The sequence below is a fragment of the Intrasporangium zincisolvens genome (genome assembly GCF_034724055.1).
Classification (GTDB): domain Bacteria; phylum Actinomycetota; class Actinomycetes; order Actinomycetales; family Dermatophilaceae; genus Monashia; species Monashia zincisolvens.
The window spans coordinates 327,371-343,126 of record NZ_JAWIIL010000004.1 but is presented as its reverse complement, the minus strand read 5'-3'; the positions used below and the strand labels follow the sequence as shown (position 1 = coordinate 343,126).

The 15,756-nt window shown below is 72.3% G+C and carries 16 protein-coding genes; 4 read left to right on the top strand and 12 right to left on the bottom strand.

The window, feature by feature from the left end; translation table 11 throughout:
* Positions 1-26 precede the first annotated feature (26 nt).
* The 3 genes from mraY to RY076_RS13860 form a co-directional block, all read right to left on the bottom strand.
* Positions 27-1,139, bottom strand: a complete 1,113-nt coding sequence (gene mraY / locus RY076_RS13870) for a phospho-N-acetylmuramoyl-pentapeptide-transferase (protein WP_323099058.1) — start codon at positions 1,137-1,139, stop codon at positions 27-29.
* Between the two features lie 242 nt (positions 1,140-1,381).
* On the bottom strand, positions 1,382-1,903 hold the full coding sequence (locus RY076_RS13865; protein ID WP_323099057.1) for a hypothetical protein: 522 nt from the start codon (positions 1,901-1,903) through the stop codon (positions 1,382-1,384).
* 101 nt (positions 1,904-2,004) lie between these two features.
* Positions 2,005-2,652: a class I SAM-dependent methyltransferase gene (locus tag RY076_RS13860; protein ID WP_323099056.1), complete on the bottom strand. Its 648-nt coding sequence runs from the start codon at positions 2,650-2,652 to the stop codon at positions 2,005-2,007.
* Between the two features lie 118 nt (positions 2,653-2,770).
* On the opposite strand from RY076_RS13860, the gene RY076_RS13855 reads away from it, so the two are divergent.
* Both RY076_RS13855 and RY076_RS13850 read left to right on the top strand, forming a co-directional pair.
* The gene (locus RY076_RS13855) at positions 2,771-3,469 is read left to right on the top strand and encodes a VOC family protein (RefSeq protein ID WP_323099055.1); all 699 of its coding nucleotides are present in this window, start codon (positions 2,771-2,773) and stop codon (positions 3,467-3,469) included.
* Positions 3,470-3,622: 153 nt separating this feature from the next.
* Complete coding sequence (locus RY076_RS13850; RefSeq protein WP_323099054.1) at positions 3,623-4,447, top strand: bestrophin-like domain; 825 nt, start codon at positions 3,623-3,625, stop codon at positions 4,445-4,447.
* 46 nt (positions 4,448-4,493) lie between these two features.
* On the opposite strand, the gene RY076_RS13845 is transcribed toward RY076_RS13850, so the two are convergent.
* From RY076_RS13845 to RY076_RS13830, 4 genes are all read right to left on the bottom strand, one after another.
* Entirely contained in the window at positions 4,494-5,159 is a 666-nt protein-coding gene (locus RY076_RS13845; protein ID WP_323099052.1) for a hypothetical protein, read from the bottom strand.
* An 83-nt stretch (positions 5,160-5,242) separates the two neighbouring features.
* Positions 5,243-5,497 carry a hypothetical protein gene (locus RY076_RS13840; RefSeq protein ID WP_323099051.1) on the bottom strand — a complete coding sequence of 85 codons (255 nt, stop codon included), beginning with the start codon at positions 5,495-5,497 and terminating at the stop codon, positions 5,243-5,245.
* Positions 5,498-5,684: 187 nt separating this feature from the next.
* Entirely contained in the window at positions 5,685-6,065 is a 381-nt protein-coding gene (locus RY076_RS13835) for an SHOCT domain-containing protein (RefSeq protein ID WP_323099050.1), read from the bottom strand.
* A 108-nt stretch (positions 6,066-6,173) separates the two neighbouring features.
* Positions 6,174-7,112: a universal stress protein gene (locus RY076_RS13830; protein ID WP_323099049.1), complete on the bottom strand. Its 939-nt coding sequence runs from the start codon at positions 7,110-7,112 to the stop codon at positions 6,174-6,176.
* A 144-nt stretch (positions 7,113-7,256) separates the two neighbouring features.
* Between RY076_RS13830 and RY076_RS13825 the strand changes: the two genes are divergently transcribed.
* Positions 7,257-7,928: a BON domain-containing protein gene (locus RY076_RS13825; protein WP_323099048.1), complete on the top strand. Its 672-nt coding sequence runs from the start codon at positions 7,257-7,259 to the stop codon at positions 7,926-7,928.
* Between the two features lie 23 nt (positions 7,929-7,951).
* Here the strand turns inward: RY076_RS13825 and RY076_RS13820 are convergent, their stop codons facing one another.
* The 5 genes from RY076_RS13820 to RY076_RS13800 form a co-directional block, all read right to left on the bottom strand.
* Entirely contained in the window at positions 7,952-10,834 is a 2,883-nt protein-coding gene (locus RY076_RS13820) for a cation-translocating P-type ATPase (protein WP_323099046.1), read from the bottom strand.
* Positions 10,803-11,360 (bottom strand): dsRBD fold-containing protein, encoded by a 558-nt coding sequence (locus RY076_RS13815; protein ID WP_323099045.1) that lies wholly within the window; start codon positions 11,358-11,360, stop codon positions 10,803-10,805. The genes RY076_RS13820 and RY076_RS13815 overlap by 32 nt, the downstream gene beginning before the upstream one ends.
* A gap of 138 nt (positions 11,361-11,498) precedes the next feature.
* Positions 11,499-12,377 carry a universal stress protein gene (locus RY076_RS13810; protein ID WP_323099044.1) on the bottom strand — a complete coding sequence of 293 codons (879 nt, stop codon included), beginning with the start codon at positions 12,375-12,377 and terminating at the stop codon, positions 11,499-11,501.
* Positions 12,374-12,847, bottom strand: a complete 474-nt coding sequence (locus RY076_RS13805) for a DUF6069 family protein (protein WP_323099043.1) — start codon at positions 12,845-12,847, stop codon at positions 12,374-12,376. Before RY076_RS13805 ends, RY076_RS13810 begins: the two co-directional genes overlap by 4 nt.
* 213 nt (positions 12,848-13,060) lie before the next feature.
* The gene (locus RY076_RS13800) at positions 13,061-13,894 is read right to left on the bottom strand and encodes an IclR family transcriptional regulator (protein WP_323099042.1); all 834 of its coding nucleotides are present in this window, start codon (positions 13,892-13,894) and stop codon (positions 13,061-13,063) included.
* Between the two features lie 187 nt (positions 13,895-14,081).
* On the opposite strand from RY076_RS13800, the gene aceB reads away from it, so the two are divergent.
* Positions 14,082-15,704, top strand: coding sequence for a malate synthase A (gene aceB, locus RY076_RS13795; RefSeq protein ID WP_323099041.1), 1,623 nt, complete (start codon positions 14,082-14,084; stop codon positions 15,702-15,704).
* Positions 15,705-15,756 lie beyond the last annotated feature (52 nt).

Below are 15,756 nucleotides of genomic sequence, written 5' to 3'. Positions count from 1 at the left end.
GGCACGAGCCGCCCGCGAAGGAGGGGCTAGGCGCCGGTGAGCCATTCGGCGTAGAAGAGCGCGAGGCCTGCCGTGATGCAGATCCCGGCGATGATCCAGAACCGGGCCACGATGGTGACCTCGGACCACCCGACCATCTCGAAGTGGTGGTGGATCGGGGCGATGCGGAACACCCGCTTGCCGGTGAGCTTGAAGCTCGCCACCTGGATGATGACGGACGCGGTGACGATGACGAAGAGACCGCCGAGGACCACGAGCAGCAGCTGCGTGTGGGTGAGGATGGCCAGTCCGGCCAACGCGGCGCCGAGGGACAGCGACCCGGTGTCGCCCATGATGATCTCGGCCGGGGAGGTGTTCCACCACAGGAAGCCGAAGCAGGCGCCGCCGATCGCGCACGAGATCACTGCGAGGTCGAGCGCGTCGCCCACGGGGTAGCAGTGCGGGCCGGGAGCGACCGCGCAGCCCTGGTTGTACTGCCACATCGCGATCAGCGTGTAGGCACCGAACACCATGACGGAGGCCCCGGTGGCCAGGCCGTCCAGGCCGTCGGTGATGTTGACCCCGTTGGATGCGCCGGCGATGAGGACGCTGGCCCACGCGATGAAGAGGACCACCGCCACCACGGGGCCGGCGAAGTCGAGGTCGACGCTGGTGTCCCGGACGAACGAGATCGCCGTCGATGCGGGGGACTGCCCGTTCTCGTCGGTCAGGAGCAGGGCGCCCAGGGCGAAGACGACGGTGACCAGCGTCTGGCCCACGAGCTTCTGCCGACCCGTGAGGCCGAGGCTGCGCTCCTTGCGGATCTTCGTGTAGTCGTCGAGGAACCCGACCAGCCCGAGCCCGGCGAGCAGGAAGAGCACGAGCAGGGCGCTGACCGAGATCCCGTTGTGGATCACCTTGAGCGTCCCTGTGGCGGTCAGCAGCAGCAGGAGCGCGTGCGAGCCGAAGTAGCCGACGAACACCGCCCCGATGATCACCGCGCCGCCCATGGTGGGCTTCCCGCGCTTGACGTGGTGGTGGGTGAGGTCGTCATGGATGAACTGGCCGTAACGTCGCCGCACCAGGAACGCGATGAACGGTTTCGTGCAGAGCAGCGCCACGGCCATCGAGACGCCACCAGCCAGCAGGACGTTGATCATCGGAAACCTTCGCTGCCCTTCATCCTCGGTCGGCGGTCACGGCCCGCGCGACGGTGGGCCGGCGGCCGGTCACGTCGGTGACCGGGCCGCCGGCAACCCTAGGGCAGAAGCCTCGACCGAGGTATGTGGTGTGCCACGGCCAGCGAGCCCTGGACACTGTGGGCAGGACCATCTCCACGGTCGTTGCGGCGCGGAGGGCCGCTGACCTCTGGACCCGACCGGGCGCGCGTCGGCAGCCACCGTCACCGACGGCCGCCGACCTCCCGGTGCCAGTAGGCGGCGTCGAGACTTCCCACCCGAAGGACGGCATCCGGTGCCGGCGGCGCCGGCCAGAGCTCGAGCAGGTAGGTGTCCACGACGCCCTCCACGAACTCTCCGTCGCGTCCGTCGTCACGGCCACGGGCGCTCACCCGGAGGCGGTAGGTGCCCGGGGGGATGGCCAGAGGCCCGCCGTCCTCCCCGGCCCAGGATGCCCAGCGCGGGCGCGCCCCATCCGGGATCGACACCAGCACCTCCACGACGTCCTCCCACAGCTCCCGAGCGTCGGACGGGCTGTCGCACAGCTCGATTCGGACGTGCGAACCTCCGGAGCGCCGAGCGAGGTTGACGTAGAGGCCAGTGGCGTCAGCTGCACCGACGACGCCGTTGACCTGGTCGGCGAAGAACCGGTCGACGTCGCCATCGAAGCCGAAGGAGTCGACCCAGCCCAGGTCGAGCTGGCCGTAGTCGGTGAAGATCACCCGGTCCAGCAGCACCTTTCCCATGGTCGGGATTCTCGCTGATCGACCAGCGCGGGTTGCGGATCGAGGCGATGTCGGTACGCGGAGCGGCTCCGGGCCGCGCTGGGACTGCCGGCGACGTTCGGCTAGGTGCTCGCCGGCCGGTGGGCGAGCAGAACTGCTGCGCCCGCTGGTCGGTCGGGTCCGAGCAGGATCGTGGCGTCCACGACCAAGCCTGCCTCGCGGGCGCGCTCCGCGTACGCGTCGGGGCTGCGGCGCGCGACGAGCACGTTCATCGGCAGCCCCCCGTAGCCCTCGGTCTTGACGTAGGCGCCGTCGCCGACGTGACCGCCGAGCATCAGGTGGCCGCCCGGGCGCAGGACGCGGGCGATCTCTGCGAAGGACCGGGTCACGTCGTCGTCGGGCACGTGGTGCAGGACGTACCAGCAGAAGACGCCGCCGACCGAGCTGTCCGCGAGAGGGAGCCGGGTCAGCGAGGCCTCCACGAACGACGCTGCGGGGTTGTACCGACGTGCGATCCGGAGCATCTCGGGCGAGACGTCCACGCCCAGCACCGGCAGGCCCAGACCGGCCAGGTGCCTGGTGAGGAGCCCGGGGCCGCAGCCGAGGTCGAGCACCTGACCACCACCCGCGGCTGCCACCTGGTGGGCGAAGTGCGCGACCAGGGCCGACTCGAAGGGCAGGTCGTCCAGCCCCGCCCGGACGGCGGCGACGTACCGATCAGCCACCCGGTCGTAGGACTCGGCGGCCGCGACGATCCATGACGTGTCCACTGGGACGTGGACGCTACCCGCCGGCACCGACTGCGACCAACGGACGCGACGCGTCTGACGCCGATCGTCCGGAACCACCCCTAGCGTCGTCCTCACGGGACCAGGAGAAGGGATTGCCATGGACATGCTCAGCGGCGAACAGATCAGCGAGGCCGGCCTGCCTGACTGGCGCAAGCTCGGCCAGGGGCTGCACGCCCGCTTCGTCGTCGCCGACTTCGCGGCGGGAGCACGGTTCGTCGCCGACGTGGCGACCGCCGCCGAGCAGGTCGGCCACGCGCCGGAGGTGCGGATCGGCAGGGACTTCGTCGACGTGAGACTGGTCAGCGACGACGCGATCTGCCGGGACGACGCCGGCGCCGAGCACGAGGTCGAGTGGGTGACCCAGCAGGACCTCGACCTGGCCCGACGGATCAGCGACGTCGCAGCCCGGCACGCCGCCGCGGCCGACCCGGCGGCGGTGACCGCCATCGAGCTGGTCCTCGACACCGCCGACGCAGCCCGGGTCGCACCGGTGTGGAGCTCCCTGCTGACGGGGGACAGCACCTCGCTGGGGCGGGGGACGATCGGGGACGACGTCCGCGACGCGACGCGTCGGGTGCCGATCCTGTCCTTCCAGCGCACCGAACCGCACGAGACGCCGAGGCAGCGGTTCCACCTCGACGTCCAGCTGCCCCACGACGTGGCCGAGTCGCGGATCGCCGCCGCGGTCGCTGCAGGCGGTGTGGTCGTCGACGACAGCCGGGCACCCCGCACGACAGTGATCGCGGACCCCGACGGCAACAGGGCGTGCGTCGGCACCTTCCAGCCTCCGGCCTAGCCCGGTCCCGCAGCGGCGGGTACTGCGTGCCCGGTCGGGCCGCCGGGGCCCCGTGTCGGCCGGTTCGTCGAAAACGACCGATGGGCTGACGGGGACCCCTGACAGCCCACAGACTTCAGGCATGGCCCTCACGATCGCGCCCGACCGCCGCCCGTGAACGTCGTCTGGGGACTGCTCATCGCCGGCGCCCTCACGGCCGTGACGGTCACGGTCATGCTGCTGGTGCGCCGCAAGGCCCCGGTGGGCGGCTACTTCAGCGACGGCGACCGTGCCGCCGGGGTCTTCGGCGTCCTCGCGACCGGCTTCTCGGTGCTCCTCGGCTTCATCATCTTCCTGGCGTTCCAGTCCTACGACGGCTCCCGGGCGGGAGCGGCGACCGAGGCCACGGTCGTGGCCGAGATGACCCAGACGGCCCAGTTCCTGCCCTCCGACGTGTCCGGCCCGCTGACCGGCCAGCTCGTCTGCTACGCGAGGTCCGTCGCGGGGGCCGAGTGGGACGCGGTGGACGCGGGCACCCTGGGCGAGACGGTGAACCCGTGGGGTGCCCGGATGTTCCTGACGATCAAGCCCGTCCAACCCGGCACGGCCGCCGAGCAGTCGGCGTACGACCGGTGGATGGACCAGACGACCCAGCGGCAGGAGGCGCGCGACGCCCGCCTCCACTCGGCGTCGGGGATCATCCCCGTGCCGCTGTGGATCGGCCTCCTGCTGCTCAGCCTGGCTCTCTTCGGCTTCATGCTCTTCTTCGCCGACAGCGGGGAACGGGCGCTGACGCAGGGCGTCCTGATGGGGACCGTGACGATGGTCATCGCCGTGCTCATGCTGCTCGTGGTGTTCTTCAACCACCCCTACGGCCCGGGCATCGGCACGCTGCAACCGACGGCGATGCAACGCACGCTCCAGCTCATGGACACCCAGCTGCACGTCGTCGGCGTCACGGTCGACCCGCCGTGCGACGCGCGCGGCGTGGCCAGGTGAGCGCGTCGCGTCAGGTCACCGCGTCGCGCTAGGTGACCGCGTCGCGCTAGGTGACCGTGTCGTGGTCGGGCGGGCTGGTCACGAGGATGACGACGCTCACCATGAGCACCCACGCGGGGAAGATGAGCTGCACCCACTTGTGCTCACCGGCGGCCACCATCAGCGCCAGCGCCACGACGTAGCCGCTGTACACCACCCAGCGGGGCAGCGCCCCGGTCCGCAGGCCCACCGTGCTGACCGAGAGGGTGAACACGGCGGCCATCCGCAGCGCGTAGACCGAGATGAGGCCCTGGGTGGTCACGCGGCCGTAGTCGAACAGCTCCGCGCTGGGGGTCGGGGCGACGACGAGTGACATCACGGTGCTCGTGGTCACCGCGCCCATGAAGAGCATCGCGAGGAAGAGCAGGCCGCTGCCGAGGAAGACGGTGGAGAAGAGCCGGTCCTCGACGTCACCCAGCTGGTCGCGGATGACCCCGATGAACCAGAGGAACGCGATGCCCGCGAAGGGGACGAGGTTGAGGCTCAGCCCGATGAGCGCGCGTTTCGACGGGTCCGACTGCAGTGAGGCGACGCTCGTGTCCGAGAGCGCGAGGCGCACCATCGTCAGGGCGGCCAGCAGCAGCACGCCGAAGACGATCCCGGCCGCGGCGGCGGAGCGCCGTCCTCGCCAGAACCGCGCCGTCAACCTGCGAGGGGCCGTCGCCCGACTCATGATCCGAGGCTAGTTGACGAGGGGCCCACTCCGCGGCCGATGCGCGGACATGCCTCCGGCTGAACGGGTTCCCGGCCGTGGGCTCAGTGGCGCCGCACGGGCAGGCGCAGCGCGGCGCGGCGTCGGCGCAGGGCGGCGATGACCCGACGCTGCTGCTGGAGCAGCAGCCGTCGCTCGGGGTTGGCCACGAGACGCCCGCCGAAGGTGACGAGACTCGGCACCGTTCGCAAGCGCTCCTCGGTCGTCGCCAGCGCGCCGATCAGCTCCCGGATGCTCATCTCGGCCAGGCGCGAGGCGTGGTCGTCGACACGGGTGGGGAGGCTGATGGCGTGCGACATGCGTGGTCCAATGCCGTTGGGTGCCGTGCGACAAGAGGACGGTGTCGACGTCGCCGGCGTGCGTCAGACCGCGATCTGACGCCTTCTGTGCAGGTCGTGCTCGTGACCGTAGGGTCCCCGTCCGTCCCGTGGCAGGGACCTTGGTCCCGGGTCCGGCGCGTCAGCGCCACGGGTCAGTGGCCGGTGGTCAGGCCAGGGCCTTGGTCTTGAGCGCCTCGAACTCCTCTGCCGTGATGGTGCCGGCGTCGAGCAGCTCCTTGGCGCGGGCGATCTGGTCGGTGGGGGAGGGCCCGCCGCTCGCGACCGTCCGGATGTAGTCGTCCTGGGCCGAGCGCACCGCATGGGCGTCGCGCGTCGCACGCTCGGTCATGGCGCGACCACGCACGATGAGGTAGACGATCGCGGTGATGAAGGTGAAGAGGATGAGGCACGCCACCCAGAGCGCCTTCATCCAGCCCGACACCTCGGGGTCGCGGAACAGGTCCATGACGATCGAGAACAGGACCATGAGATAGGTCGCGAAGGCGAAGAACACGATGATGAACCAGATGATGTCCCAGAACGACATGGCCAGCCTTTCCTTCGGACGCGCCGACCCTCCGGACCGGCGCTGAGGGGTTGGATCCAGCCCCTCGATCATCGCCCCCTCAGTGGCGACGCACGCCGTTTCGACCGATCACCATCGCCCGGCCGTGTGCGCGGTGCAGGTGGGCACGATCGTCACCGGACACGACGCGTGGTTGAGGACCGCGTCGCCGACCGAGCCCACGGCGACCCGTTCGAGGGGCCCCAGCCGGCGCGAGCCCAGGACGAGGAGGCCGGAGCGCCGCGAGTCGTCCTCGAGGGCGGGCGCCGCGGGAGACCCGGGCGTGAGCAGCTCGAGCACGAGGTCGGGCGAGACGAGCCGTGCCTGCGCGGCCGCCTCCAGCGTCGCCGCCCTGGCCAGGTCCTGCCGGGCTCGTGCCCCCTCGCTGACCGGGCGGGTCTGAAGGTGGGACAGGCCGATCGGCCCCGGTTCCGGGTCGGCCCACGCCGAGACGACCCGCAGCGGGACCGCCCAGCGGGCGGCGAGGTCCGCGGCGAACCGGACGGCAGCAGATGAGGGCTCGAGGTAGTCGACCCCGACGGTGACCGGGCGTCGGCGGTCCGGGTCGTCGACCGTCCCGCGCACGACGGTGACGGGGCAGTGCGCGTGCTGGGCGACCGTCGAGGACACCGAACCGAGCAGCGCCGAGCCGATCGCTCCGTGCCCGCGGTTGCCCACGACGAGCATCTGCGCCCGCTCGGAGGCCCGGATCAGGGCCGGCGCGGCGGCACCGTCCACCGTGGTCATCTCGATCGCGTCGTCGGTGAGGACCTTCGCCGCCAGGCGCCGTGCGTCGTCCGCCAGCGTGTCGGGGGCGTGACGCATCCGGCCCGGCACGACCGACGACGACAGTCCGATCGGGGCCGGCGCTCCCTCGAACGAGGGGGCGGTCGCCATCAGGATCTCGAGCCGGCACGACCGGCTCACGGCCTCCTCGGCCGCCCACTCGAGGGCGGTCTCGGCGGCGGTGGATCCGTCGTAGCCCACCGCGATCGGTGCCGGTCGCGTCGTCGACGCCCGTGCGTCCATGGGTACCTCCTGGGTGGCAGGGGAGGGGCGTCGCGCTCGACGCGGACGCCCACGGCACCACTGTCGGGCTCCGGCGCCCGAAGGTCCCGGGCCGTAGGTCCTAGGTCCCGGCCAGATGTGACGGAGTCGGCGCAGGATCAGGACATGACCCGGGATCTGACTGGCACCGACCACGCCCTGGAGCTGCGCGTCATGGCGCACCTGAGGTTCGCCCCCGGCGTCGAGGCCGACCGCGTCGCGGTCACCGTCGAGGACGGGACGATCGTCCTCGCGGGAGAGGTCGGGTCGGAGCGCGAGAAGGAGGCCGTCCTGCAGACAGCCTTCCGCGCGGACGGGCTGAGGAGGATCGCCGACGAGCTCGTGGTCCGGCCTCGCCCGGACAACGACGACGAGGCCGACGTCGTCCGGGCCGTGGCCGAGGCGCTGGCAACGGATGCCACGATCCCCGAAGGGGCGGTGCGCTTCGTCGTCCACGGGAGCCGCGTGCTCCTGACCGGTTGCCTCGGCTCGACCGAGCAGCGCATCGCGCTGGACGACGCCGTCCGGGCGGCGCCGGGCGTGACGGCCGTGGTCGACATGATCGACATCGAGCCGTACACGTCACCGACGGCCGACGAGGCGGCGGGCGCGATCCTGGCTGCGCTGGTCCGGAGCGCGCAGGAGACGGCCGCCCAGGTCCACGTCCAGGCGGTGGGTACGGTCCTCGAGCTGACCGGCACCGTGCGCAGCCCCGAGGAGGCGCGCCTCGTGGCCCAGGCCGCGTCCGCGATCGCCGGTGTGACGGCCGTCCGCAACCGGCTGCGCGTCGTGCCATGACCATCGGAGCCCGCACACGTCGCTCAGGACGCCGTCCCGGCCTCGCCTGACGCCCTCCCGACGCCTCCGTGCCGAGGGCGGCGCCGACGCATCACCAGGCGCCACAGCTCGTCGACGCCCCAGACGATGAAGGGCAGCGGCAGCAGTGCTGCTAGCTGCCACGGCTCGGGGACCGCCGTGCCGAACACCCGCTGCAGGGGCGGCCAGGACACGATCACAGCCGCGAAGGCGAGCTCGAAGAGGATCCCCCACCAGAGCAGCCGGTTGGTGAACAGGCCGACCTGCCGCAAGGAGGCGTGCTGCGTTCGCGCCGCCGTGGCGGAGCCGACCTGGCAGGCCACGATCCCGAGGAAGGTCATCGTGGTGGCCTGCTGCCAGACCAGCTGCAACGGGCCCGCGCTGACGTCGGCGCCCGGTCGCCACCCACCCGACAGGAGCGTGCCGAGGTACAGGGAGAGCACCAGCGCCGCGGAGACGCCACCGAGGAGCCCCCACGCCCGACCCAGCATGGGCGGGTCGATGACACCGTGGCCCCGCTGCCGGGGTGGCGCGTCCATGAGACCGGGCTCCGGCGGCTCACGCCCGAGCGCGAGAGCCGGCAGCGTCTCGGTGCCGAGGTCGATCGCGAGGATCTGCATCACGGTGAGGGGCAACGGGATCCGCCCACCGGAGAGGGCGTAGAGGAGGAACGGCACGACCTCCGGCGTGGCGTGGGCGAAGATGTAGACGATGAACTTGCGGACGTTGTCGTAGATCTGGCGACCGGCCCGGACGGCGGCCACGATCGTGGCGAAGTTGTCGTCGGTGAGCACCATCGTCGCGGCCTCGCGCGCGACGTCGGTGCCGGACCGGCCCATGGCGACGCCGATGTCCGCGCGCCGCAGCGCGGGGGCGTCGTTGACGCCGTCGCCGGTCATGGCCACCACGTGGCCCTGGGCGCGCAGGGCGTCGGCGATGCGGAGCTTGGCCTCGGGGGAGCTGCGGGCGAAGACGAGCTCCCGGCTGCGGGCGAGCAGGTCCTCGAGGTCGGCGTCGGACAGGCGGTCGAGCTCGGGGCCGGTGACGATCGGCGTCGACTCGTCGCCGATCCCGACGCGCTGGGCGATCCCGCGAGCCGTGAGGCCGTGGTCGCCGGTGACGATGATCAGCCTGAGGCCCGCCCGATGGCACGACGCGACGGCGTCGGGGACCTCCGGTCTCGGGGTGTCGCTCATCGCGACGAGGCCCAGCAGCGTCAGGTCGCGCTCCACGTCGTCCCGGTCCACGGACCCTGAGGACGCCTGTGGCAGTGGACGGGCCGCGACGGCGAGCACCCGCAGCCCCTCGGCCGCCCAGTCCTGCACCAGGCCGGCCACGCGGCGTGCCTCGGACCCGCCCAGAGGGGCGTCCTGACGTGCGCCGGTCGCGATCCGCGTGCACCGGGCCAGCACCTCCTCGGGTGCCCCCTTGGTGTGCACGACGGACTGGCCGTCCACGGCGTCGACCGTCGACATCCTGCGCAGGAACGGGTCGAACCGGTACACGGGCCGATCGGCGTCGTGCAGGGGTGGGGCGAGCGAGGCCACCGGCCCGAGGCGGAGGAGGGCGACCTCGGTCGGGTCGCCGACCTCGTGGCTCGGGTCGTCGGGGCTCCATCCCGCGACGGTGCACGCCATGGCGGCCGACACGAGCCGGCGACCGGCGCCGTCGACGCTGCTCAGGCGTGGGTCCGGGGCGGTCGCCGCAGGGTCGAGCCGGACCTCGCCGTCCGGGGTCCAGCAGCGCACCACCCGCATCCGGTTCAGGGTCAGCGTGCCGGTCTTGTCGGTGCAGATGACGGTCGTCGACCCGAGGGTCTCCACGGCGGAGATGCGCTTGACGAGCGCGCCCTCGCGCGCGAGCGACCTGACGCCGAGCGCGAGCGCGAGGGTGATCGTCGGCAGCAGCCCCTCGGGGACGTTGGCGACGAGCAGGCCGATGGCGAACTGCGTCGTGTCCCTCAGCGACAGGCCGGCGACGAGCGTCCCGAGCGGGATGAACGCGACGCCCATCGCGAGGGCGACGATGCCGATGAGACGGGCGACATGCTTGACCTGCCGCTCCAGCGGGCTCTGCTCGCGGCGCACGTGCTGGGACAGGGCGGCGATGCGCCCCAGCTCGGTGTGCATCCCGGTGGCGAAGACCACGGCCGTGCCCTCGCCCGACAGGCAGGACGTGCCGCTGAAGAGCAGGTCCGGCGCCTCGAGCAGCGGCACGTCGTGGCGCCCCTGCGGCGTGCGGAGCGCCGGCAGGGACTCGCCGGTGAGCATCGACAGGTCGACCTCCACCGACCCGGAGAGCACCCGCGCGTCGGCGGGGACCTGCTCGCCTTCCCCGACCTGGATGACGTCCCCCGGCACGATGCTCTTCGCGTCCACGCGCAGGGCACGACCGTCACGCAGCACCCGCGTCTGCTGGGGCAGGTAGGCGGTCAGGGCCTCGACGGCCCGCACCGCCTGCTGCTCCTGCACGAACGCGAAGGCGGCGTTCACGATGATGACGACGACGATCGCTGCGGCGAGGGGCGCGCTGCCGTTGAACCAGGCCAACGCGCCGGCAGCCCAGAGCAACAGGGCGAGCGGGTGCGTCAGCTGGCCCAACAGCTCTTTGGGCCAGGACCGCTCCGAGCGCACGCTCAGGGAGTTCTCGCCGACCACCTCGAGACGCCGGTGGGCCTCGCGGCTGCGCAGGCCCTGGCGGGTCGTCCGCAGATCGCGCAGCACCCGGTCGGCCGGCTCCCGGGGGTCCAGGTCGCGAGTTGCGTCGGTGGCGTCGGTGCCGTCGGCCGTCTCGGTCGTGCGGGGTCCAAGGGCGTCCGGGGCGAGGCCACCCGGCGCCGGGTCGTCGAGGCCGCGGTCAGGTCGCACGGACCCTGACGTCGTGCTCACCGGTGAGTGTCTCGATGTCGCCGGTGGCGACCTCGATCAGCCGGTCGGCCAGGTGGCGCAGGGCCCGGGCGACCGCGATCTCGTCACCGATCTCGGGCACCGGCTGGTCGTCGGGGCCGCGGGTGCTCTCGCCCCGGGCCGTGAGGTGAGCCGGGGAGTCCGACAGCAGAACGACGTTAGCGTGCGTCTCGTCGTCGCTCTCGAAGATCGTGACGCGGACCTGCCAGTCGTGCACGCGGCGGCGACTCGCTGCCTCGGCGCCTCGGACCGGGGCGTCATGGCCCTCTTCCGCCGTCGGGGCGGCCTCTAACGGAGGCGCTTCGACGACGTCGTCGGGGTGACCGGTGCCGAGGCTGAGGATGGCTCCGGGGCCCGGGTAGAACAACCCGGTGTGACCGTCGCTCCAGCGGATGAGGAAGGGCGGGGCGCCCCCGGGCCCTCGGGTCTCGAGCACCTCGCCGTCGCGCATCGGTGCATCCACCGTCACGGGTGCGAGCACGATGCGGTCGCCGATGTTCGCCTTCATCGCGGCCTCCTGGTTCGGCCCGTCCACGACGAGGGGCAGCGGGCTCGGGAATGGTGCTCCCAGCGTCGGGGCCGGGATCTCTCGCGGGTAGAGGCGCAAGTCCCTGGTCGCGGCGTGCGTCGCGGGAGGCGGCTCCGGTCAACCACGGACAACGAGGATCGGGACCTTCGCGCGGCGGACGGCGGCGCGGCTGACCGAGCCGAGGACCATCCGGCGGAACCCTCCGAGGCTGCGGCTCCCGACGACGAGCAGACCTGCTCCCTGGCAGGCGTCGACGAGGGCTGCGACCGGTTGGGTCTCCACGACCTGGTGCCGGCCGGAGCGCTCGTCGTGAAGGGCGGACAGCTGGTTCGCGGTCTCCTCGAGGGAGTGGCCGGCCACGCGTTCGAAGTAGGTGAACTCGTCCGGCGGCACGTCCGCTCCGGTCTCGGGGGTGCGCCGCTCGTCGCGCCGCCCGCGCCACGCCTGGACGAGGATGAGGATCGCGCCCCGCTCCGAGGCGATCTGCGCCGCGCGCCGGGCCGCCCGGTTGGCGCCGTCGCTGCCGTCGACCCCGACGACGACCGGACGGTCCGGCCCGACCGTCACGGTGTCTCCCGGAGGCACCACCACGACGTCGCACCGCGAGTGCATCGCGACCGACAGGGCGACCGAGCCCGTGGCGTACTCACGCGGGCGACCGTGCTCCCGGTGCCCGACCACCACCAGGGCGGCGTCTCCTGACTCGCGCACCAGCGCGACGGGCGCATACCCCGGGATGACGGCGGCCTCGAGGTGCGAGTCGTCGAGCACCTTCGCAGCACGCAGGAGGCCTCCGGCGACGATGCTGTCGGCGCGGTGGTTGCCCCTGGGGGGCACCGCACCGGCGCCGGGAGCCCCGTGGGACAGGGGGACCCAGGGCTCCGCGGTCACGACCCTGAGCACGACGCCCTGGATGCCCGCCTCGCGGGCGGCCCAGTCGACGGCTGACTCTGCACCGGGGCTCCCGTCGAAGCCCACGACGATGTCGGTCGTCATCGCCGCCCGTGCGCGGTGACGCGCACGGTCCGTGACATCACGGCACCGATCAGCGACCCGGTACAGATTCCGAGCGCCAGGTTGATCGCGGCCGTCGCGACCTGGCTCGACCTCGCGACGTCGAAGGCAAACGGTGCCGCGACCCCGCAGACGGTGGCCAGGCCCACGATCCAGGCGAAGAACGTCCGCGGTCTCGGGGTGGTCAGCAGGAGGGCGTGGGCCAGTCCCGTCGCGACGACCGCCAGGACGAAGGCGGTCACGGCGTAGTCGAACGCGAACGAGTGGGCGAGGTCGAGGAGCAGGGCGGGCCGGACGAGCCGGATATCCAGGACGTCCTGGCAGATGAGGACGCCGGCGACGGCGAGCAGCGCCGCCACGCACGCCGTGGCGAGGCCGCCTCCCCAAAGCCGACGGGCATCCACCGTGACACGCGTCTGCGGGGCAGGGCTCGATACGTCGGGACCGGTCATGTGGGCACCCCCTGGCACGTCCTCGACGGGTCCGGCTGACCCGTCGAACGGGCTCCAGCGTGCGTCAGACGCCGCGTCGCCACATCCGTCGGGCCGGATGATCTGCACCGGTCGCGGACGGTCCGCCCGGCCGGGCGGCAACGGGGGTCGGCAGGCTGGGCGCCGTGGTCCGGGCCGGGGCGGTCACCCCCGGCGAGTGATGCCGGACGGAGGTCAGGAGCGGGAGTCGAGCTCGGCCGCGACCGCGGCCGCGGCGGCGCGCAGGGGCCCGACCGCCTTGTCGATGACGGCGTCGCCCATCCGCGGCTGCGGTCCGGAGATGGACAGTGCGAGCCGGTGGTCGCCGGGCACCACGACGGCGACGCACCGCACGCCGAGCTCCTGCTCCTCGTTGTCGAGGGCGTAGCCGCGCTGCCGGGTCAGGCCGAGCTCCTCGACGAACGCGTCGGGGCTGGTGATGGTGTGGACGGTGCGGGTGCCCATCCCGGTGCGGGCGAGCAGGGCCCGCACCGAGGCGTCGTCGTCGCCGGCGAGGATCGCCTTGCCGACGGCGGTCGTGTGCGGGTCGACCCGGCGACCGACCTCGGTGAACATCCGCATGGAGTTCTGCGAGGGCATGACGTGGCCGACGTAGACGATCTGGTCGCCGTCGAGCATCGCGAGGTTGACCGACTCACCGACCTGCGCGACGACCTGCTCGAGGTGCGGCCGGGCCCAGGCCGCGAGGCGACGCGACGTCAGCTCGCCGAGCCGGATGAGCCGCGGGCCGAGGGAGTACTGGCGCGAGGGCTCCTGGCGCACGTAGCCGAGGTCGACGAGCGTGCGCACCAGGCGGTGGATCGTCGGCAGGGGGAGCCGGGTGTCCGAGGCGAGCTGCGAGAGGCTGATGACGCCGCCGGCGTCGGCGATGGTCTCGAGGATCGTGAACGCCCGGTCGAGCGACTGCACACCGCCGGACGCCTTGGCGCCCCGGACCCCGTCCGCCGACGACGACGCGCTGGACCGGGCGCTGGAGGAGGCCCCGGAGATCGACGTGCGTGCCGGCATGGAGTGCCTCTCGGGTTGGGTGTCTCACGAGGAGGGTGCTGTTTGTGAGAAATGATTTCCGTATGATGAAATCATAGCGAGCGGATCGCCCGATGGCGGGCAGCACGCTCGGTCCAAGTCTTGCAGGACACCCGGCACCGTCGCCGAAGCGCCCGCTGCGTGTCCCCGGTCCCGCGGAGGAGCACCCATGCCAGGCACCACGTCGATCACGATCTCGGGCCCCGACGTCGAGCGGCAGGAGGAGGTCCTGACCCCGGAGGCGCTCGCCTTCGTCGCCGACCTCCACGAGCGGTTCGCCGCACGCCGGGACGAGCTGCTCGAGGCGCGCGCCCGCCGTCGCACGGAGATCGCCGGCGGCGCCGGCCTCGACTTCCTGCCCGGGACGGCCGACGTGCGCGCCTCGGAGTGGACCGTGCCCGCGCCGGCGCCGGGCCTCGAGGACCGCCGCGTCGAGATCACCGGCCCGACCGACCGCAAGATGTCGATCAACGCGCTCAACTCGGGCGCGAAGGTGTGGCTCGCCGACCTCGAGGACGCCAACACGCCCCACTGGGCCAACGTCGTCGGTGGCCAGGTCAACCTCCGCGACGCCGTCCGCGGCACCATCGCCTTCACCGACCCCGCCGGCAAGGAGTACGCCCTGCGCGACCCCGGGTCGACGCCGGTCATCGTGCCCCGGCCCCGCGGCTGGCACCTCGACGAGGCCCACGTGCTGCTCGACGGCCGTGCAGCCGTCGGCGGTCTGGTCGACTTCGGCCTCTTCGCGTTCCACAACGCCCGCGAGCTCGTCGACCGGGAGCGCGGCCCGTACTTCTACCTGCCGAAGACGGAGTCGCACCTCGAGGCACGGCTCTGGAACGACGTCTTCACGCACACGGAGCAGGTCCTCGGGCTCGACCCCGGCACGATCCGCGCCACCGTGCTCATCGAGACGATCACGGCTGCCTTCGAGATGGACGAGATCCTCTGGGAGCTGCGCGAGCACGCCGCCGGGCTCAACGCCGGTCGCTGGGACTACCTCTTCTCCGTCATCAAGAACTTCCGCGACGCCGGTCCGTCGTTCACGTTGCCCGACCGCAACGACGTGACGATGAACGCGCCGATGATGAAGGCCTACAGCGACCTGCTCGTCGCCACCTGCCATCGCCGCGGGGCCGTGGCGATCGGCGGCATGGCGGCGTTCATCCCGAGCCGGCGCGACGCCGAGGCCAACGAGCGTGCCTTCGCCAAGGTGCGCGAGGACAAGACGCGGGAGGCCACCGCCGGCTTCGACGGGTCCTGGGTGGCCCACCCCGACCTCGTGCCGCTCTGCGCCGAGATCTTTACCGAGACCCTCGGTGACCGCCCGAACCAGCTCGACCGACAGCGTCCCGACGTGTCCGTCGCGGCGGCCGACCTGCTCGACGTCGCGAGCACCCCGGGGGGTCGCACCCTCGACGGCCTCCGCGGCAACGTCGCGGTCGGCATCCAGTACGTGCATGCCTGGCTCTCGGGCAACGGGGCAGCCGGCATCAACAACCTCATGGAGGACGCCGCCACCGCCGAGATCTCCCGGTCGCAGGTGTGGCAGTGGGTGCACAACGACGTCACGCTCGGCTCGGGCGAGACCGTCACCCGCGCCCTCGTCGAGGACGTCGTCGAGCAGGAGTTCGCCGGCCTGCGCGGCCGCGTCGGATCCGACGTGTTCGACGCGGATCCGCTGTGGGACAAGGCTCGTCAGCTCTTCGTGGAGTCGGCCCTGGCCGACGACTTCCCCGACTTCCTCACCCTGCCGGCCTACGAGGCACTGCTCGCCGACGAGCGGTCCTGAGGCCCCTGCCACGCGACAGCGGGGACACCGTCACCGACGGTGTCCCCGCTGC